Genomic DNA, 19,995 nt, shown 5'->3' with positions numbered 1-19,995 from the left:
ACAGGCGAAACGCGACGACCTCGCTTTTCCAATTCGCGTGAAGGTGCGAGTACCGCCCGATGGGTTGGGCAAGTCGCTCGGCTCAATGCAGGGTTGGCTTAATGAGACAGTCGGACCTCGCAACCATGCTTGCCATAGTCAGCCAGGCCTGGCTTGCCACACGGCGGCGTTCTATTTCCGTGACATACGAGTAGCTCTGGCATTCGTGAAAGCTTTTCCCGAGGCCGAATTGGCGGATGGCCTTGTGTCGCCTGCGTACAGATCCGAGCGACGATAATGAGGGGAAAATGGCGGTAGGTTCAGATCTTCAGGCCGTGAAGCATATCATGGCGACTCTGTTCTCAGCGCAGAACGCTTTACGTTCTCTCGCGCCAGAGTTCCGCTGGGCAGGTCTGGGTAACTTGCTGGGCGACTACGGAGAATACGTGGCCATTGAAGCTTACGGCCTCGCCAAAGCGCCAGCCGGGTCGGACGGCTTCGATGCCACGACGCCGGATGGGCAGACGGTCCAAATCAAAGCTAATCACGCGGCAAGCCAAATCGGTTTCAGAGGCGAGGCTGACCTTCTCCTGGTTGTGAAAGTCGAGACCGATGGCGATTGGTCAGAAATTTACTACGGCTCGTTTGCGGAGGTAAAGGCTGTGGCGCGCTATTCAGGGCGAGACAATAAGCATATGGTAGCAATTACGAAGCTGAAGGCTTTGCAAGAGGCGCAATGCTAAGTTTGGCTGCGGCACTTCTTGCTTTTATACAGGTCGACGCTGAAAGAGTGCAGTTCACAATTTGTGGCTCCGAGCGCCGGGTAACTTGCGTAGTGGACGGGGACACATTCTGGCTACACCGCGTAAAATATCGAGTTGCTGACATCGACGCACCTGAGGTGAGCCAACCGGAATGCGAACGAGAGGCCCTGCTTGGCGATGCTGCGACACTGCGGCTGGTGCAGTTGCTAAACGATGGGGCGTTCTCCCTCACCACACATGGTAAAGATCGATATGGCCGAACATTGGCCACAGTCAGTCGGTCGAGCATTTCTTTAGGTGAGAGCCTTGTAAACGAAGGGCTCGCGCGGCGATGGGGGGATAGGCGCGGTTGGTGCTGAGCGTTTCCAACCTATAGAAGATGCATCGCGAAATTGCCTCGTTGACCTACGCGGAATCCGCCGTAAGTCTTTCGAATTCAGATGGGGTAGGGGGTCTCATGCTGTTGAGTCGCTTGTTCGTGTTCCTAGGAATGGCGGCGCTGCTGCTTGCATCGCCAGTTAGCGCGCAAGAGAGGGGGGCGGTCCGGCACGATTTCGATTTTTCGACCTTAGGGACCGACACGCGCATCCTTGTCTTTCGACCTCGTATCAAGGTCGGAGAACAGTCGACAGGCGGGATGTTCGAACCCCGAGCTGACTGGACCGAACTCGCTAGAGAGAACATCGGCAGTGCATTGGATGTGCAGCGGCGTCGCTACGGTAGCTCGCTTATCGATGCCCCCGAGCCGATCGGAGAGGACGCACGGCTAGTTGACGAGTATCTCGCCTTATTCAGCGCGGTTTCAAACTCGATAATCACCTATCAGTTCTTCAGAGGCGACCGTTTGGAAACGAAGAAAGCGGACAACCGCGAAGATGTTTTTGATTGGTCGCTAGGGCCAGGCGTTGCGGAACTGCCCGGGGCTGATCAAGCCGATTACGCACTGTTTATCAGCACGGAAGACCATTACGGCTCGACCGGTCGCAAGGCTCTACAAATCTTGGCAGCAGTAACAGTGGGAGTGGGCGTTACCTCTGGGGTTCATTCTGGCTACGCTGCATTGATCGATTTGAAGACCGGCAACATTCTTTGGATCAATGCCGACTTTCAGATGGGTGGCGATGTCCGCGAGGCGGATGGTGCGGAGAAGCGCGTCCGCCAATTGTTCGAAGATTTCCCGCTTCCTGTTACCGATGGGTCGGGAGAGCAGTGATGCGCTTCTGGCACCTTCCGCTGATTTTCGCCGCCGCCGGTTTGATTGCAACTAGTGCGTTGGCCGATGACAATGAGTTCGAACTACCGACCTGGTCCGGGGCATACCAACCCCAAGATAGGGACGAGCGCGGTCTCTGGGCAATGGATGACGAAAGTGAGCGAGCACTCGCGCAATCTGACCTCGTCATCCGTGACACGGCGCTAAACGAGTATGTCCGTTCGGTCCTGTGTAAGACTGTCGGAGACGACCGTTGCCAGAGTGTCCGTATATACATTTTGCGGGTGCCTGCATTTAACGCTTCGATGTCGCCCAACGGAACGATGAGGGTATATTCGGGGCTTCTTCTACGAGTGCGAAGCGAGGCTGAACTCGCCTCAATCCTCGGACACGAATTCGCCCATTTCGAGTTACGACATACATTGCGAGGCTTCGAGGCTGCACGACGCGGCAGTGATGCAATGGCATGGACTGCGCTACTGGGAGCGGTTGCGGCTTCATACGGTGGCACTGGGCCAAGCGTATATGACACTCAATGGTCAATCCTTGGCGGGCTCTACAGCTTCAAAAGGGACCAAGAACGCGACGCTGATACGCTTGGCTTCGCTTACATGGCCAATGCTGGCTATCGGCCATCGGCTGCGCCGGAAGTCTGGCGGTCAGTTATGAATGAGTCTGACCAAACCGCCATAGATCGAGGTCGCCGCACGAAAAGATACGATGGGGTCGCGTTTTTCGCGAGCCATCCGACCAGCTTGGAGCGGGCGGACAAACTCAGTGCGTTGGCCAATCGTGTGAGCGGTGGCGAATTTGACGGCTTTGCAACTCACAGGAAGGCGATGAAAGACTGGGTGCCTCTCTTTCTTGCTGACGAATTGGCCATGAATGACTTTGGCGGGACGGACTATGTGATTGATCGGCTTGGGGGAGAAGAGTTCACCGCTGACCTATATTACGCAAAGGGTGAACTCTATCGCGCGCGAGGGAATCCACGTGACATGGTCAGTGCGGCGAATTTCTATCAGAACGCTCTCGAACTTGATCCAGAAGCCGCTTCGGCCTGGAGAGGATTAGGCCTTGCCTTGCTTCGCAGCGGAAAAGCCGAAGATGGCCGATCTGCCCTGCAGAATTATCTAGAGCGCGTGCCAGACGCACCAGATGCCCCCATGCTCCAAATGTTGGTCGGAGAAGAATGATGCGCGCTTTCCTTTTGATCGCGTCCGGTCTGCTCATGGTGCCTACCGTTCCGGCAGCCGCCCATAAACTTATCGATGCTGGCGAAACCGTCACAGTTGCAAAGTCCGATCTGACCGTGGTTCCGGCCATCGACTGGAACCGGATCAACGAGCGTCCGGGGAAAGAGGCTGAACGCTGGACGTTGGATGGCGAATTGCTGAACGATGTCCTGTTCTTTGCAGAGGTCGAAGACGGCGACGCCATTTTCCGCGAAGTTGATAAGCGAAACAGCCCGTTGCCAAGATTTTCCGGAAACATGCTGCTGATCGACCTGCCTGACTTTCTTAACTCATCGATGAGGATTGCTAAGGGTCATCAGACTTTCTCGGTAGACTCGGTAGCGCCGACCACCTTTCTCGGCCAACCTGGTGTGAGCGTCTCGTTTTCAACTGTGGGCAACGACGATATTCGCAGACGAGGGAGGGCTGTGGCTACGATCATCGACGGCGAGCTCTTCATGATGACCTTCGAGGCGCCGACGATCTATTTTTTCGAGCGAGACTTGCCGCATTTCGAGCAATTGGTAGCTTCGGCACGCCTGAGCTGACCCGGGGCGCAACGCGCTAAACGCCGGATGGCGCTTAGCTTCCGTGGTAAGAATTGTGGGAGAAAATGTTTCTCCTCTAAGAATCTTTCATGATATGTAGGTACTTACGGAATATGTGAGGCGGACTCCCGCTCCGCCATTGGCTTTTCTGAGGCCGATCCGATTTTCTCCCGGACTGCTGTTTGTCCGCGTATGCCGGGACGCGGAGTCGCGAGAGGGGGCCGCACTCTGCCCCGACAGACCGCTCGGATGATTGCGGAGCCTACGAGCCCCAGCCCATGTTTTGTTAAAACCGGATACGGGCACGCCCGCTCCGGCTTCTCCTCCTGCGGACCATATCGGGCGACCCGCGCGCGGTGCCCGGCGACAAGGGGAGAGCACGCCACGGTAGAGACAACGACCCACACCGATCTCAGGGGCGAAAGAGTGGACGGGCCGACCAACACACGGCTGACTCCCGCGGCCGGCCTGCTCGACCGCATCAGCTAGGGTGCGATCTTTGCCGGGGCGGTGATCGCGCTGGGGCTGACGGCGCTGCTCGGCCTGATGGGCACCGCGCTTGGCCTCCGGGCGATAGAACCGGGTGAGAGCGACCCCTCTGACCTGTCTATACAGAACGGCGAAGCAGACCATCGGGTCCGCTCGGCAAGCAGTGGGTGGACGAGATGAACCAGCTGGGCATGGTGATCGACGCCAGCCACGCCTCCGATGCGGTGTTCTACCGACTGCTGGAGCGGTCGCGCACGCCGATCATCCTCTCGCACACCTCGCCGCGGTGGGCTTACGACCATCCCCGTAATCTCGACGATGCGCGCATCCGCAAGCTGGCTGCGCAGGGCGGGGCGATCTGCATGTCGACCATCTTGATGAGCGAGATCAACCTCGACGGAGAGCGCGGCGAGCTGTTCGACCAGTACAAGGACATCGCCAGCATGTCCGCCGCCGAGCAGCGCGAACTGATCCGCAAATGGCGTGAACTCGACAAGACGCAGCCGCTCTGGGACATCGATCTCGACCGCTACATGGAAGCGCTGCTGCACACGTTCGACGTCGCGGGCGTCGACCATGTCTGCTTCGGCGCGGACTGGGATGGCGGCGGCGGGATCGAGGGGCTGATGGAGATTTCATCGCTGCCGGTCGTGACCGGGCGCTTGCTCGAAGCGAGCTACTCGCGTGAGGACGTCGGCAAGATGACGGGCGGCAATGTCCTGCGGCTTATGCGTGCCGCGCAAGTTGCGGCTCAGCCTGGCGAATCCTAGCCGTCCGGCTGGCCGGGGCTTGCGCCCGAAACCACCACGGCAGGATCTCCAGGCGACCATGCATCGACGCGAAGCATTACTTGCGAAAACAGCGGTGATGCCAACTGATCGGCCAGCCATTTCTGCAAATGCGGTATCGGTTGGGCCGCAAACCACTCCGAATCCACTCCTGCGAATTGGCGCACGAAGGGCATGATCGCCGCGTCGGCCATGCCGCGCTGCGAACCGCACAGGTGCGCGTGATCCGATAAGCGGGCGTCGAGCAGGCCGAGAAATTCCATCCCCCGCTGCCTGTGCTCAAGAGCATCTGAATCATGGCGATCGGGATATTTGTATCGGTCGAGATCGTGCTTGAACGGCCCATCATTGCGTTCGATCAGGGCGGCATCGTCCCGCTCCAGCCACCCCTCGGGATCGTTCCGGTCGAGCGCCCAGCGCATGATTTGAGAACTCTCATCGATGACTGTGCCATCGGTGAGGACAAGAACCGGGACCGTGCCCTTGGGCGAAGCCTCCAGCATCGCAGCCGGCTTTCGCGACAGACGTACTTCCCGCAGCTCGTAGGATGTTTCGCTGATCGCGAGGGCGAGCCTTGCGCGGATCGCATAAGGACAGCGGCGGAAACTGTAGAGTATGCGCTCAGTCGACATCGTCCCTCCCTGTCGCCGCGAGCACTGCCCCGACATGCGCGCGACCTTGCTCTGCGGCGCGTATTTCCTGCCGGTGGCGTTCGCGGTAGGACGCGCGTCGATCATCGTCCCTCTCACTATGGCAGGCCGCACAACTGACGCCAGCTTCGTACATCGGAGACAGCTTGTCCGACGGGCTGACCGGGCGACGACATGCGAAGCACAGTTCATGAGTGCCGTCCGAAAGCGCGTGCCCGACTGCCACGCGCTGGTCGAACACGAAACATTCGCCCTGCCACCGGCTCTCTTCCTCGGGTACCGTCTCGAGGTAGGCAAGGATGCCGCCTTTGAGATGGAAGACGTCTTCCAGCCCTTCCTTCTTCAGGAAAGCGGACGCCTTTTCGCAGCGGATGCCACCGGTGCAGAACATTGCGACCCTGGGCGGCCTTTCGGATCCGAGCAGGCGCTCGCGCTCGCGTGCGAACCACTCCGGAAAATCGCGGAAGGTGCCGGTCATCGGATTGATCGATCCCGCGAAAGTGCCGATCGAAACCTCGTAGTCGTTCCGCGTATCGATCACGATCGTATCGGGATCGTCGATCAGCGCGTTCCAGTCTTGCGGATCGACATAGGTGCCCGCATTGGCGGCTGGATCGATACCGGGCTGCCCGAGAGTGACGATTTCCTGCTTTAGCCGCACCTTCATGCGGTGAAACGGCATCGTTGCCGCGCTCGAGAACTTCACGTCGAGGTCGGCGCAATCGGGCCAGCTGCGAATATGATCGAGCACCCGGTCAATGCCGGCCCGCGAACCCGCGATCGTGCCGTTGATACCTTCGCTCGCCAGCAGCAGCGTGCCCTTGATGCCCTGATCGTCGCACAAGCGCTTCAGGGGTTCGCGCAATTGCTCGAACTGCGCGAGGGAGGCGAAGCGGTACAATGCGGCGACACAAATCGGTCGGGCGCTCGCATCGATCGGCGTGGTCATGGTCATTTCGTCCGTAGGATATTGCGCTGCGTGGTCGAAGATCAGCGCTTCTTCTTGGCCGGGCTGGCGTGAAAATCTGGATCCTTCTTGGCAACCCAGTCCACGAATTTGCGCATGTCGGGATTGAGCAGGATCGCCTCGACATCGAGCGCGTGGCGCTGCAGTTCCGCATTGCTGAAATTGGCGATCAGGGTTTGCTGGCAGATCGGGTGCATCGGCACGACATCGCGCCCACCCCGGCTCTTCGGCACGGGATGGTGCAAGACGATATTCTTGCCCAGGGGGCGGCCGCAGAGCCAGCACGGGGCAGGTGCTGCCGTTTCTTCCTCGTCCTCGCGAGAGGTTTCCTCATAATAGGCACCAGCCTTGGAATGTTTGCGCGCCATGTGCCTATATCCGATTTGCTCGATGGGAGGGGAGCGTCTAACGGCTTGATCCGAGATTTGCGATCTCTGGTTCGGATCGGTCTTGTCGGACTACCACCGCCGCTGGCGGCAATGCGAGCCTTATGGCTGTGGCTTGATCAGGTTTGAGCGGCCTGCGATTCGACCGGTTCTCGACTTGGTGCTCATGACGTTGATGGCAAAGAGCCACGGGAAATAGATTCCCTGCCGCGAAAGTACTGCCCCTGTTGCAGCCATCGTGCCGACGATGCCCAGGCAGAGCGGGGGGATGGCGCTGCGGAACAGGATTGCGCAGCCCATCTGCAGCGCGACCATCAACATCGCGCTTGCCGCCATCTTCGCCAGAACAAACGCACACGTCGCAAACTCCCGTAGCCAGGCGTCAGAGCCCGGGAGACCGCGCAGCAGCAGCCAGCCGATCAGCATCGCCACTGCGAGAACACCGTGCATCGCTAAGGTCAACACGGCCGCGACTCCCATTTTCGCAGTGTACAGGAAGGGCCGGGCGCCTTCGTGTGACAGGGCGTGGTCCCAGACCTGACGCGAATGTTCCATCTGGGCGAGGAGCACGCTTAGTGCGGTGACCGCCATCGGTAGCATGGCAAACGACCACAGCGCAGCGCTGGCCGAGGCGAACTGCGCGAAGCTCCGGATATCCTGATCCAGGCTGATCGCGAGATTGAGCACGACCACGGAGACCGGCGCGACCAGGCAGAGGAGCAACGCAAGCGATCCGCGAAGCTTCATGAATTCGGCTCGCGCGAAAACACTCGCCAGTGCAAGGTCGGAAGGCCGCATGTCAGCCACCAAATCCGCCATTGGCCGTGATGAAAGCCTTTAGTGAACGGTCATTGGACGTAAGATGATAAAGCGCGACGTCTTCGCCGACCAGCAGCTGTGCGATATGATCGACCTTTAGCGAGCGTGCGCTGGCGCTCATCAATCAGGCGATGCAGGTGCGCTTTCTCAAGGTGCACAGTGCACTATGGCGAATACATCGCCATCACCGGCCGCTCGGGCGGAGGGAAATCGACCCTGCTGAAACTGCTCACCGGTCTCTACGAGCCGGCTGGCGGTACGATCACGATCGGCGGCAAACCTGCGCTACCGCCGTTGTGGCACAGCTGGCGTGGGCGTGCGGGTATCGTGTTGCAGGACGATCAGCTGTTTTCTGGCTCCATCGCCGAGAACATCGCCTTCTTCGATCCTGAAATGAGCGTAGAAAGGGTCGTACAGGCGGCCAGATCGGCGAATGTCGCCGCCGAAATCGAACAGATGGCGCAAGGGTTCTCGACGATGATCGGCGATATGGGGGCGGCACTGTCCGGTGGGCAGCGCCAGCGTATCCTCCTGGCCCGGGCACTCTATCGCAACCCCAGCTATCTGATCCTCGACGAAGGCACGGCCGATCTCGACGAGGCTTCGGAACTGAAGATTGCCGAGCACTTGCGCAACCTGAACATCACACGGATTGTTATCGCCCATCGTCCCGCACTGTTGAGCGCAGCGGATCGCGTTTACGAGTTGAGCGATTGCCAACTGCGCTTGAAGGAAGGGTGAGGGCCTCTGAGCGAACTCAGCATCGGCCGATCCGGGCAACAACTTGGCGCTGACTAGTCAGCTCAAAATGTTGCAATCATGCAACACGAATTGCTTGTGGCCTGGTTTTCCGGCCTGCTGCGGTGGCCGCGCGTGGACCGGCCCGTTACCCTTGGCCCTCCACCGCCGCGAAATCCATTTCGCTCGTGAGCACGCTGCCCTTCGAAGTCGTCGGGCATGCTCGCGCCTCTAGTGTGGCTTAAAATTTAACGGGGCTTATCAATGAACCGACTTCTAACCGGCATTTCGTCGGGCGCGCTTTCGTTCGCGCTCGCCACGGGCGCTTCCGCACAGGATGCTGCGCCTGCCGAAACATCGACCGCTGCCGCCGCGCAGCAGAGCCAGTCCGGCCAGGCTGCACAGCCCGGCGCCCGCCGCAAGCCTGCGCAAGGCGGGGTGAAAACCATCGTCGTCACCGCACAGCGGCGCAGCGAAGACCTGCAGGATGTACCGGTGGCGGTCGACGCGATCGGTGCCGAAGAGCTCGACCAGCTCAACATCAGCACCTTCGACGACTATCTGGAGCAGCTGCCTTCGATCACCGCGGGTGGCTCCGGCCCCGGGCAGAGCACGATCTATATTCGCGGCCTCGCCTCGACCACGCCGAACCTGACCACGGCAGGCGTCGCGGGCCTTGCCCCCAACGTCTCGATGTATCTCGACGAGCAGCCGCTGGCGCAGCCGGGCCGCAACCTCGACGTCTATGCCGCCGACCTTGAGCGGATCGAAGTGCTCAAAGGCCCGCAGGGCACGCTGTTCGGTGCCAGCTCGCAGGCGGGCGTCGTCCGCCTGATCACCAACAAGCCGAGCCTCGCCGGGTTCGACGCCAGCTTCAAGGCTAGCACCTCCTTCACCAAGGGCGGCGAGGAAAGCTACAAGGCCGAAGGCATGATCAACGTGCCGGTGACCAGCAATCTCGCTCTGCGCGCGGTGGTCTATCTGGACGATCAGGGCGGCTATATCGACAACGTGCCGGGCACCCGCGACCTCAGCGAGAGCGCGCGTTTCCGGGAGGCGGGCACCGTGCGCCGCAACGGCGTGCCGGTCGAGCCGCGCCGCCAGGGTATCCAGGCGGGCGCCGACCTGTCGGACGTCACCTTCCTCGAAGCCAATAACGCAGGGCTGGTCGAAGAGAACTTCAACGACGCGCAGTATTCGGGCTTCCGCGCCTCCGCGCTGTATGAATTCTCGCCCGACTGGAAGCTGACCGTGTCGCATACGCGCCAGTCGCTGGAGACCGACGGCGTGTTCTTCGCCGATCCGGAGCTCGACCTCGATGAGCTGGAAATCCAGCGGTACGAGGATGACCGGCTGGAAGACAGCTTCTCCAACACCGCGTGGAGCGTCGAAGGTCGGCTGGGCATGCTGGATGTGATCTACAACGGTGCCTACACCGATCGCGAGGTCGACCAGAAGATCGACTACACCGATTACATGTTCGCCGGTCAGTACCTGCCGTACTACATCTGCGACGGTTCGGTCAGCTATCCGGGGGCCGGCAACGATCCCAGCGGCACGTGCCAGGCCCCGAATGCATTCGTGACCTCGGATACCGAAACCACCGTGTTCACGCAGGAACTGCGGGTCAGCACTCCGGAAGAAAACCGCTTCCGCGTGACCGCAGGCGGGTTCTATTCCGACCTGATCCTGAAGGAACGCAACGACTACAACTATCCGGGCAATATCGAGGCGGCACCCTTCGGCGGCTTTGCCCCGAACTTCCCGTTCCCGGGCGCGTATAACAGCGATGCCGGTCCGCTGCCCGCGACCGCGATCTTCCGCAACGACGTGAAGCGCACTGACCGTCAGATCGGTATCTTCGGCGAAGCCAGCTTCGATGTCGTGCCCGACCTGCTGACTGCCACCTTCGGCGCGCGCTACTACAACGTAGAGGTCGATTTCGAAGGCACTGCCAACAGCTCGTTCTGCAACGCAGGCGCTGCCGAAGATCAGAACGCGTTCGGCACCAACCTGTCGGACCTGTACGACGGCGACGGGCAGTACACCTTCATTGGATCGTGCGACGCCTCGCTTCGCCAGACGTTCAACCTTGGCGATACCGTCGACGACATCATGGCGGCCGGCCTTTCGGAATCGCAGGCCAATCTGGTGTTCAACGCGCTGAGCGCGCCGGACGTGGCGAAGTCCGAAGGGGTGATCTTCAAGGGCACGGTTACCCTGACGCCTGCCGACGACATTCTGCTGTATGCGACCTATTCGGAAGGCTTCCGTCCCGGTCTTCTCAACCGGCCGGGCGGCGCGCAGGGGCCGGGCGACTTCACCGTTCCCTTCGAACTGCAGACCGATACCGTGGCCAATTACGAACTCGGCTGGAAGACCCAGCTGTTCGACCGCCAGCTGAAGTTCAACGGCAGTGCCTTCTTCGTCGACATCAGCAACCTGCAGACGACGATCTTCGATCCGAGCATCGTCAACCTGTTCTTCTCTGACAATGCGGCGAATGCAGAGATCTGGGGCGTCGAGGCGGAGTTCACCTTCGCACCCTATGCCGTGCCGGGTCTGACGTTCTCGGGCGCGTTCTCGATCCTCGATACCGAGATTACGGAAGTGCTGACCCCGACCGACGACGTCGAACTTGGCAGCGATCTCGCCTATGCGCCCAACTTCCAGGGTAATGCGCGGGTGCGGTATCAGTGGGCGCTCAGCAATGCGCTGGATGCCTATGTGATGCCGCAGGTGACGCATTCCTCGTCGAAGTACACCGACATCATCAAGATCAACCGCTGGCAGCTGGAAGGTTACACGACCTTCGGCCTGTCCGCAGGGATCGAGGCGGATCGCTGGAATGTCGAAATCTTCGGCGAGAACCTGTCCGACGAACGGGCGCAGATCGCAGGCGACTTCTACTATGACCGTCCGCGTATCGTGACCAACCGTCCGCTGACGGTCGGCCTGCGGGTTGGCTACAACTACTGATCGAAACGATTTCCGATCATCATGCGGCGGCGGGCGGTTTGCGCTCGCCGCCGCTCTTCATTTAGGGCCGCACGCATGGACCGACGCGACGAACAGCTTCAGGCGGCGCGCAAGGCGTTGCAGGCAGGCGATCACGCGGGCGCGCTCGCGATTGCGGAGGAACTGCTGGCGGCAGATCCGGGCGATGGCGATGCGCTGTACGTCGCCGCGGTCGCCGCGCGCTACGCCGGCAAGGCCGAGGCAGCGGCGGATTATCTTGCGGCGCTCCACCGTGCGATGCCCGAATATGGGCGCGCGTGGCAGGAGGCGGGCCATCTGGCAGTGGCGCGTAATCAGCCGGAAGAGGCGATCGCCGCTTTTTCACGGGCGGTCCGTTTCAACCCCGCGCTGGAGGCCAGCTGGCGGGAACTGGCAAGATTGCAGGCAGCCGCGGGCCGGACTGCGGAGGCGCGGGCGGCCAGCGCCCAGCGCGAGCGTATCGTGGCGCTGCCGCGCGAGTTGCTCGCAGTGACCAACCACCTGCACGAGGGCCGCCTGCTCCGTGCCGAGGAAATCTGCCGCCATTATCTGCGCGCGCGCCCGCAAGAGACGGAGGGGATGCGCCTGCTTGCGCAGATCGGCATCCGGCTGGGCGTGCTCGACGACGCGGAGTTCCTGCTGGAGAGCGCGGTCGCCTTCGCTCCCGAGGACATCCAGCTGCGGCTCGACTATATCGACGCACTGCGCCGCCGCCAGAAATTCGAGCGTTCGCGCGAAGAGGCCGAGGCGCTCTACGCGCGCGATCCCGACAACCCGCTGTTCCAGTCGCATCTCGCGATCGAGAGCCTGCAGACCGGCGATTACGATCGCGCCTTCGAACTGTTCGGCCAGGTGCTGGAAAAGCTTCCGCACGATCCCGCGACGCTGACCAGCCGTGGGCACGCGCTCAAGACGATGGGGCGGCAGGCCGACGCGGTCGAAAGCTACCGCGCTGCCTTCGCTGCGAAGCCTGATCACGGCGATGCCTACTACGCGCTCGCCAACCTCAAGACCTACCGCTTCACCGACGATGAAATGGCGGCGATGCGCGAGCAGGCTGCCCGTCCGGAGCTTGCCTTCATGGACCGGGTCCACATCGCCTTCGCGCTGGGCAAGGGGCATGAGGATCGCGGGGAATATGCCGAGAGCTTCGCGCATTACCGCGAGGGCAACGATCTCAAACGCGCCCAGACACGTTACAGCGCCGATGCCATGACCGCCGAGCTGGCACGCCAGCGAGAGGCATGCACCGCGGACCTGTTCGCGCGGCACGAGGGTGACGGGCACCGCGCGCCCGATCCGATCTTCATCCTCGGCCTGCCGCGCGCGGGATCGACCCTGCTTGAACAGATCCTCGCCAGCCACAGCCAGATCGACGGGACGCTGGAACTGCCCAATATCCTCTCGCTCGCGCACCGGCTTCGTGGGCGCAAGGCGAGCGCCTCGCGCTATCCCGACATCCTGCACGATCTGACTGCAGAGCAGCTGGCGAAATTCGGCGAGCAGTACATCGCCGACACCCGCATCCACCGGCAGGGCGCGCCGTTCTTCATCGACAAGATGCCGAACAATTTCCGGCATATCGGCCTGATCCAGCTGATCCTGCCCAATGCCACCATCATCGACGCGCGGCGCGATCCGATGGATTGCTGCTTCTCCGGGTTCAAGCAGCTGTTCGCCGAGGGACAGGAGTTCACCTACGGGCTGGAAGAGATCGGTCGATACTACGCCGATTATGTCGACCTGATGCAGCACTGGGATGAGGTGCTGCCGGGGCGGGTTCTGCGAGTGAACCACGAGGATGTGCTGGACGATCTGGAGGGCCAGACCCGCCGCATGCTCGACCACATAGGCCTCCCCTTCGAGGAGCAATGCCTCGCTTTCCACGAAACCAAGCGCGCGGTCCGCACCGCCAGCAGCGAACAGGTGCGCCAGCCGATCACGCGGGCGGGGCAGGGCGCGTGGAAGCCCTATGAGGAATGGCTCGATCCGCTCAAGGCCGCGCTTCAACCCTAGGTAAACGCGCTTTGAGCGCGCGCTACCAGCCGCGTATATTCAGGAATTACCATGCGCTCCGGCGGGGCATCGCGCCTCCTAACCCGTTGTGGAGGCAACGACTTTTGCACGGTCGCATGAACTGCGCGAGTTGCCCATTACATCCATGATGGGTGAGAACGCGAGGCGGAGAGAAAGTAGTTCTGCCGGCGTTCTGGAAACGTTAACGGCTTGGCAGTACCCTTTGTCTAAATGTTTGAGGTTGCTAGGCGCGAGATTTGTCTGCGATGATTTTGGTAGTCGAAGACGAGGATGACGTTCGCGAAGAACTGGTCGAAATGCTCGAATTGCGCCGTTTTGATGTCTGCGGGGCAGACAGTGTCGCATCCGGCATGGAACAGGTCAGGGCGGCTTCGGGCCCGCTGATCCTGCTGACGGACCTGCGCCTGCGTGAAGGGAGCGGCCTCGATCTCATCCGCCAGATAACGGCTGATCCGGCCTTGCGGTCGAAGGTCGTGCGTTTGATCCTCATGACCGGGCATATCGACCTGACCGATCAGGTTAATCTCGACATCCAGAAGCAGGATCTTCCCATCCTCTTCAAGCCGATCGATTCAGAACTGCTGCTCTCGTTGCTGGCGCAGGACGCGGTGACTTGATGGCCAGCCGGATCAACCGCAAGACGGCAGGCCTGAAATCCATCTTCGGGTCATATGCTTGGCGAGGAATGACCGCCCGAGGATGGGTGGTCGCCCTGGTTCTGGTTGTTGTCGCGGTCGCGGCAAGCTCTTTCCGGATCGTGCTTGCGCCGGGCTTCGAGCTGTATCTTGGACCTTTTTTCTATCTGCTGGCATACCGGCTGGGCGGGCTGAGACTGGCACTGCCGATGGTCCTGCTCACGATGGGGGCGTCGGTTTTCTGGTGGGGCCATTACTTCAGCATCGCGATGGCGCTGGGCCATGTGGTGTTTATCGATCGGGTCCGCTTTGCCGACCGCTCGCTCGCGATAGCAACGCTCGTGTTCTTTCTCACGTTCGGTGCTGTCGGGTCGTTTCTCTTCCTGTATTTCTATTACGGCGCGTCGGCCACGATCATCGAGTTGGCGCTTATCCGCAAGATCATCAACGAAGTGCTGCTGGCTGCCCTGGTGGACCTCGGCGTGGCCATGCTGACGTTCAATGTTCGCACCGGGCGTCTGTCCAGGCGGCGAACGGTCAGCCTTTCGGAATTGCTGCCCGCTTCCATCACCCTCATCGTGCTCACATCGGCGCTCGTGCTGTTCGTCGGAAGCGTGCGGACCTTCCCGCAGGATTTCGCCAATTACAGGGCCGACACGGCGCTTCAGGTGGAATTGAGGATCGGTCGCGGTCTCTACCGTCAGGAACCCTTCCTGGGCATGGCCAATCTGGAAAATGCCGGGATCGAGAATCAGAGAGTGCTGATCTCGGACGAGCAGAATAGCCTGCGTTCGCGCTCTGCCATGGATATCTTCGGATGCGAGCGGATCGACGATGGCTCAAATGTGACCGGGCCGAACGATCGCAACACCTTCGCCTATTGGGTATCGGCCTGCCAGCTTGCCGAGACGCAGATAGCGGGCCGCCGGTATTTCTACCTGTATTCGACCCGGCCGCTGGCGGAAGAAGCATACCACGGGGTGCTGCTTCAGATGATCGGTCCAGCGCTGATCCTGGCCTTTTCGATATTGCTGCAGATATTTCTGTCACGTGCGCTGAAACGATCGCTGCGCGCCTGGAAAGAGGTGACCGAAGGGTTCGGTCGCCCCGGCCTGACCGCTCCGCGCCAGCTGGTGATCACGGAGTTCGAGCGGCCAATCGCGGCGATCGTCGCGGCCAACAACAGCTTCGCCGGGCTGGTGGAGGAGCGTCGGCGCATCACCCGCGCGGTGACCGAGCTCAAGAAGGAAATGGACCTCAGCCTCGCTGCAAATATCCGTTTCGATCGGGATGGCTGCACCCTTAGTTTCGAGGATATCAGCACCGATCGGCTCGCGGTGCAGCGGTCGGTCCATGTGCATCCCAACGACTGCATGGCCTTTTCTGAAGTGAGCAGGGAGGACGAGGCCTTCATCGAATTCCGCCTCGGGGGGGATGTCTCCAACGATTGGTATCTGCTCGTCGCCCGCGATCTGCTCGCCCCGGGGCACTGGCGTTCGGGGTGGCTGGTGCGCTTGCGGCAGTCCAAACTGGCTCAAAACCGGATGCTTCAGCAGGCGCGACTGGTGGAACTCGGCGGCATGGCGTCGGCGCTGAGCCATGAGCTCAAACAGCCATTGTTCACCATTTCGCTGTGCGCGGAGAACGGACGGCTGCTGCTTGATCAGGGTGATGAGGAGGGTTCTGTGCGTGCGCGTGGAAAACTCGATCGGATCAGCGATCAGGTGCACCGGGCACGGGACATCATCGGGCGGATTTCGCGCTACGCGCGCATCGAGGATAGCGATCCCGAACCGCTGGATCTGGGTGAGGTCATCACCGCGACCCTGTCTTTCATCCGGCCCCTGCTGGTCCAGCACGATATCGGCGTACACGTAACCCTGCCGGAAGGTCCGCCACCGCGCTTGCTGGCACCGCGGGTCGGCCTCGAACAGGTGCTGGTCAATGCATTCCAGAACGCGGTCGATTCCATCGCGACGCGCCGCGAGAGCGAAGAGGACGGGTTGACCGGAGTGATCGAGCTTGGCGTGAATATGGCGGAGGACGGGCTGCAGATCAGCATTGCCGATAATGGCGGTGGCTTGTCGCTCAGCCACCCCGAAGCTGCGTTCGATGCGTTCATGACGACCAAGGATTCAGATCGTGGGACCGGACTGGGTCTTTATATCTCACGGCAAATCGTCATGGAAATCGGCGGCAAGATTGCGATCACCTCGCGCGAGGAACCCGAGAAGGGCGCGATCGTAACGATCGACTTCCCCGCATTTGTCGTGGTTCCGCCCGACGCGCCTTCCACTGCGCAGGAGGTTTCGGCGAATGCCTAGGCCAAGTCTCCATATCATCGACGACGACGAGGAAGCTTGCGCCGAGATTGCCAGTGCGCTGCGGGCTTCGGGTTACGATTGCTCTTGGGCGACGTCGGCCGAACGGATGACGGGGCCGGGCGACCGGGATCCCGATATCCTGCTCCTCGACCTCAGCTTGCCGGGTATGGATGGATTTCAGGTCATCAAGCGGCTCGCGGGGGAGGGGCGCCGGTCCCACGTGATTGTGGCCAGCGGACAGGAACACAGGATCATTCAAGCTGCCGTGCGCTACGCCCGGGATGTCGGTTTGAGTATCTTGGGTGCGCTCGAAAAACCCTACTCGATCCACTCGCTTCTGGCCCTTGCGGAGAAGGGTGCCTCGCCTGTGCGAAGCACTCCGGACGACCAGGCGGCGTTGATCGACAAACTCTTGGGTAGCGATGCGATCGGACAGCAGGCGCGGACTGTTTTTCAGTCCAAGCGCCGGTTGTCCGACGGATCAATAGTCGGATACGAAGCCCTGCTGCGCCTTTCAGCAGATGGCGTTGCCATCAATCCGGAAGCAATCTTCGATGCGCGCATTGAAATGGCGCACCAGATCGCGCTGACACGCAAGGTACTCGACGACGCCTTGCAGTTCTTATCGAGCCTGCGTGATGCGGGCACACACACCACGGTTTCGGTGAATTGTACCCCGGCGATCCTGTGCACCGGCGATCTTCCCGAGATCGTTTTCGAAGCGTTGGAGCGCTGGCAGATGCCGGCAGGCACGCTGATGATCGAGATCACCGAAAACGCGGCGATCGAATCGTTTCATGAGGTTGCCAGCGCTGCGTGTCGCCTTGCGATGCGCGATTGCGGCATCTCGATCGACGATTTCGGGCGCGGGACAACCAGCCTGGAACGGCTCTTCGACCTCCCGCTGACCGAGCTGAAAATCGACAAGGAGATTTTCTGGAAATGCTTCGACGGTTACGAACCTTCGGGTCTACTCAAGGAGGTGGTCCATTACTGCGAGGAACGCGGGATCACATCCACGGTTGAAGGCATCGAGACAGTCGCGCATTTCGATTTTGCCACCTCGCTGGGGGCGCAATGCGGACAAGGCTATCTCTGGGACTGGCCGAGCCCAGCAGTGGTCTTGTCGGGCCCGCAGGCAAACGTATCATTGGGCGGATAGGGTACCATCCATTCCGACCCGTCATTTTGAGTTCGAGCGGATATTATGCGCAGCATCTACATAGTCGATGACGATCAGTCGGTGCGCTCAGAGCTGTATTCCCTGCTGTCGGTCTATCCCAACACGTTGCTGCGATCGTTTGCTTCCGGCGACGATTTTCTGGCCGAGCTTGGTGACGTTCAATCTGCTCTGATCCTGCTCGACATGAACATGCCGGGTGCCAGCGGCTTCGACGTGCTGGCCGCAATCCGCGATCGTAAGGATCTGTTGTCGATCGTGATCACCGGTCAGGGCGATACGCGGATGGCCGTCCAGGCGATGAAGGCGGGTGCCATCGACTTTCTCGAAAAGCCCTGCGAGCCCAAGGCCCTGTTGCAGACGATCGATCAGGCGTTTGAAAATCTGGAAGAAACCGAACAGGTGATCGCGCGCACCGGAGAGGCGCGCGAGAAGGTGTCCCGCCTTTCCGCCCGCGAGCGGGACGTTCTGGAAGGGCTGATCGACGGCAAGTCCAACAAGGTCATCGGTTATGAACTCGATATCAGCCCGCGCACGGTCGAGGTCTACCGTGGGAAGATGATGGACAAGCTGGAAGTGCAAAGCCTGCCCGAAGCTCTCCGCGTGGCCTTCGCTGCCGGCTTGGTCGAGGCCTAGGCCAGAGGCCGCGCGGCCAAGGGTAAGCCGCGCGGTGCCGGGTTGTAGGGGCGATCGTCAGAAACTGAAGGTCACGTCCGAGAGGATATAGCGCGTGTCGCCGGTATCGGGCGCATTGGCGGCCTCTTCGAGGAAGCGCCCCTTGCTGAGATAGGCTGCGCCAAACCCGAAGCGTACCGACTTGGGCACGATCCAGTAGCCCAGCGAAGCTTCGTACTGTGTCCCGGCGAAGCGACCTGCATCGCCAAGGGGATCGACAACACCCGTTTTCGCAAAGGAATCCGTCTCGCGCTGGAGCCAGGCGAGGCGAACCGAGAGCGATCCGTCGATCCGCTTGCTGGGCTTTGCCGCGACGCGCAGGCCCGGCGAGATGATGTTGGCGAAAGACAGCGGGCCGAAATTGGCGGTCGGGCCGAAGGTGCTGCTGCGTGCGCCGAACAGGGAATCGAAGCGGGTGTAGTCGCCACCCGCGCTGTCGCCCGAAGCGGCGTCGAACAACGCCGCGATGCGCAAGCCTGCCGGGCCACCCAGGGTGCGACCTACCTCGGCATGCAGCATCCATGCGGAGACGTCCTGCTCGGCAGCGGTGGCCGCCTTGCCGGTGCGGATCGTGCCCAGCTGATAGGCAGCCTCCAATTCGAAATCGAAAGCGCCGTCCTTGGGGTTGCGCAGCAGCCGCAGGCCCGGGGTGAAGAGCTGCCGGTTACGCGTCGCATTGTCCGGGCGATCGTCTTCCAGCAGGCCATAGCCATAGAGCTCGAGGCTGGCGCCGAGCGCGTCCAGCTTGGACTGGTAATTGGCACCGAAGAGCTGGAGGTCCGTCCCCTCGCGGTCGAGCTTGAAATCATTGTCGCGAATGGACGCGGCATCGCCAGGGCGCCGTTCCTGCGGCATGGTCCAGAACAGGCTGATCTGGTCGCCGCCTTCCGAAGCAAGGTCGATCCGCGCCCCGGTAAAGGATGTCGGCACGTTGGAGAAGCCGATGCGGCTGACGAGGCGGCCCGATCCGTATTTCATGGTGAAGCGGCCCGCCTGCAGGCTCGTCTTCCAGCCATCGGCAACCTCGCCCAGGTCGAACTGGGCATAGGCCTGAATGGGCTCCAGCACGTTCACGGTGGAGGTGTTCACGGTAGAACCCGGATCGACCCCGTAGGCACGCGCGTCGAGCAGTTCGCCGACGAACCGCACCGGCCCGGTGGCATATTCGGCCTTCACCAGTGCGCGGGTCGACCAGATGGTTTCGTCGGGAAGCTTGCCCGGACGAAATTCGTCATCGATCCGTTCGAACCGGCCGCGTACGCTGCCTTCGATCGAGAAGCCGTCATCCTCCTGCGTGTCGTCGGCAGCCAGCACGGGGGCAGGCAGGGCCAACAGCACCGCAACCGCGACCATCGAGGCGCGGCTGCCAGAACGTTCGCCAAAAATCATAGTGCACTCCATCTGAAACCTGTGCTGTTTTTATAGCTGGAGCGAAGAGGGTTCCGGCGGACGGACACGCCTTTTTCGGTTCGCCAAGGATGGTTTGCGCCTTCGCCAAGGGCCCGGATGGAGATTTTAGCGCCGCCGCCGCAGGGCTGCGCGGCCGCCATTCTATAATTGGGACATCCGTT

At 61.1% G+C, this 19,995-nt stretch carries 18 protein-coding genes and 1 pseudogene; 13 read left to right on the top strand and 6 right to left on the bottom strand.

Annotated features, from left to right (window positions below):
* The first annotated feature begins 287 nt into the window (after positions 1-287).
* From KYN89_RS12805 to KYN89_RS12780, 6 genes and pseudogenes are all read left to right on the top strand, one after another.
* A complete protein-coding gene (locus KYN89_RS12805; protein WP_222825409.1) occupies positions 288-722 on the top strand; it encodes a DUF6998 domain-containing protein in 435 nt (144 codons plus the stop codon).
* Positions 716-1,102 carry a thermonuclease family protein gene (locus KYN89_RS12800; RefSeq protein WP_222825408.1) on the top strand — a complete coding sequence of 129 codons (387 nt, stop codon included), beginning with the start codon at positions 716-718 and terminating at the stop codon, positions 1,100-1,102. Before KYN89_RS12805 ends, KYN89_RS12800 begins: the two co-directional genes overlap by 7 nt.
* Positions 1,103-1,206: 104 nt before the next feature.
* Positions 1,207-1,956, top strand: a complete 750-nt coding sequence (locus KYN89_RS12795) for a hypothetical protein (protein ID WP_248285214.1) — start codon at positions 1,207-1,209, stop codon at positions 1,954-1,956.
* A complete protein-coding gene (locus KYN89_RS12790) occupies positions 1,956-3,152 on the top strand; it encodes a M48 family metallopeptidase (RefSeq protein WP_222825406.1) in 1,197 nt (398 codons plus the stop codon). The genes KYN89_RS12795 and KYN89_RS12790 overlap by 1 nt, the downstream gene beginning before the upstream one ends.
* Positions 3,149-3,739 (top strand): hypothetical protein, encoded by a 591-nt coding sequence (locus tag KYN89_RS12785; protein WP_222825405.1) that lies wholly within the window; start codon positions 3,149-3,151, stop codon positions 3,737-3,739. Before KYN89_RS12790 ends, KYN89_RS12785 begins: the two co-directional genes overlap by 4 nt.
* Positions 3,740-4,389: 650 nt before the next feature.
* A pseudogene (locus KYN89_RS12780) lies at positions 4,390-4,998 on the top strand (dipeptidase); the annotation flags it as partial.
* On the opposite strand, the gene KYN89_RS12775 reads toward KYN89_RS12780, so the two are convergent.
* The 5 genes from KYN89_RS12775 to KYN89_RS12755 all read right to left on the bottom strand — a co-directional run bounded on the left by KYN89_RS12775 (position 4,995) and on the right by KYN89_RS12755 (position 7,959).
* The gene (locus KYN89_RS12775; RefSeq protein ID WP_222825403.1) at positions 4,995-5,648 is read right to left on the bottom strand and encodes a glutathione S-transferase; all 654 of its coding nucleotides are present in this window, start codon (positions 5,646-5,648) and stop codon (positions 4,995-4,997) included. The pseudogene KYN89_RS12780 and the gene KYN89_RS12775 sit on opposite strands and share 4 nt — an antisense overlap.
* Positions 5,638-6,615, bottom strand: coding sequence for an oxygen-dependent tRNA uridine(34) hydroxylase TrhO (gene trhO, locus KYN89_RS12770; RefSeq protein WP_222825402.1), 978 nt, complete (start codon positions 6,613-6,615; stop codon positions 5,638-5,640). The genes KYN89_RS12775 and trhO overlap by 11 nt, the downstream gene beginning before the upstream one ends.
* 41 nt (positions 6,616-6,656) lie before the next feature.
* Positions 6,657-7,001: a hypothetical protein gene (locus tag KYN89_RS12765; protein ID WP_222825401.1), complete on the bottom strand. Its 345-nt coding sequence runs from the start codon at positions 6,999-7,001 to the stop codon at positions 6,657-6,659.
* Between the two features lie 120 nt (positions 7,002-7,121).
* The gene (locus tag KYN89_RS12760; protein ID WP_222825400.1) at positions 7,122-7,766 is read right to left on the bottom strand and encodes an ABC transporter permease; all 645 of its coding nucleotides are present in this window, start codon (positions 7,764-7,766) and stop codon (positions 7,122-7,124) included.
* A gap of 52 nt (positions 7,767-7,818) precedes the next feature.
* On the bottom strand, positions 7,819-7,959 hold the full coding sequence (locus KYN89_RS12755; RefSeq protein WP_222825399.1) for a hypothetical protein: 141 nt from the start codon (positions 7,957-7,959) through the stop codon (positions 7,819-7,821).
* Positions 7,960-7,997: 38 nt separating this feature from the next.
* On the opposite strand from KYN89_RS12755, the gene KYN89_RS12750 reads away from it, so the two are divergent.
* The 7 genes from KYN89_RS12750 to KYN89_RS12720 all read left to right on the top strand — a co-directional run bounded on the left by KYN89_RS12750 (position 7,998) and on the right by KYN89_RS12720 (position 18,385).
* Positions 7,998-8,579 carry an ATP-binding cassette domain-containing protein gene (locus KYN89_RS12750; protein WP_222825398.1) on the top strand — a complete coding sequence of 194 codons (582 nt, stop codon included), beginning with the start codon at positions 7,998-8,000 and terminating at the stop codon, positions 8,577-8,579.
* A gap of 261 nt (positions 8,580-8,840) precedes the next feature.
* A complete protein-coding gene (locus tag KYN89_RS12745) occupies positions 8,841-11,555 on the top strand; it encodes a TonB-dependent receptor (protein ID WP_222825397.1) in 2,715 nt (904 codons plus the stop codon).
* Between the two features lie 75 nt (positions 11,556-11,630).
* Positions 11,631-13,589 carry a tetratricopeptide repeat-containing sulfotransferase family protein gene (locus KYN89_RS12740; protein WP_222825396.1) on the top strand — a complete coding sequence of 653 codons (1,959 nt, stop codon included), beginning with the start codon at positions 11,631-11,633 and terminating at the stop codon, positions 13,587-13,589.
* Positions 13,590-13,855: 266 nt separating this feature from the next.
* Positions 13,856-14,227 carry a response regulator gene (locus tag KYN89_RS12735; protein WP_248285283.1) on the top strand — a complete coding sequence of 124 codons (372 nt, stop codon included), beginning with the start codon at positions 13,856-13,858 and terminating at the stop codon, positions 14,225-14,227.
* Positions 14,227-16,569, top strand: a complete 2,343-nt coding sequence (locus KYN89_RS12730) for a sensor histidine kinase (RefSeq protein WP_222825394.1) — start codon at positions 14,227-14,229, stop codon at positions 16,567-16,569. Before KYN89_RS12735 ends, KYN89_RS12730 begins: the two co-directional genes overlap by 1 nt.
* The gene (locus KYN89_RS12725) at positions 16,562-17,731 is read left to right on the top strand and encodes an EAL domain-containing protein (RefSeq protein ID WP_222825393.1); all 1,170 of its coding nucleotides are present in this window, start codon (positions 16,562-16,564) and stop codon (positions 17,729-17,731) included. The genes KYN89_RS12730 and KYN89_RS12725 overlap by 8 nt, the downstream gene beginning before the upstream one ends.
* A 45-nt stretch (positions 17,732-17,776) precedes the next feature.
* Entirely contained in the window at positions 17,777-18,385 is a 609-nt protein-coding gene (locus KYN89_RS12720; RefSeq protein WP_222825392.1) for a response regulator transcription factor, read from the top strand.
* 57 nt (positions 18,386-18,442) lie between these two features.
* On the opposite strand, the gene KYN89_RS12715 is transcribed toward KYN89_RS12720, so the two are convergent.
* Positions 18,443-19,813, bottom strand: coding sequence for an alginate export family protein (locus KYN89_RS12715; protein WP_222825391.1), 1,371 nt, complete (start codon positions 19,811-19,813; stop codon positions 18,443-18,445).
* Between the last annotated feature and the right edge of the window lie 182 nt (positions 19,814-19,995).

Origin of the sequence: Alteriqipengyuania abyssalis (assembly GCF_019857185.1) — a bacterium.
Classification (GTDB): Bacteria; Pseudomonadota; Alphaproteobacteria; order Sphingomonadales; family Sphingomonadaceae; genus Alteriqipengyuania; species Alteriqipengyuania abyssalis.
Note: the sequence above shows the minus strand (reverse complement) of the source record. Positions and strands in the feature narration are given on the sequence as shown.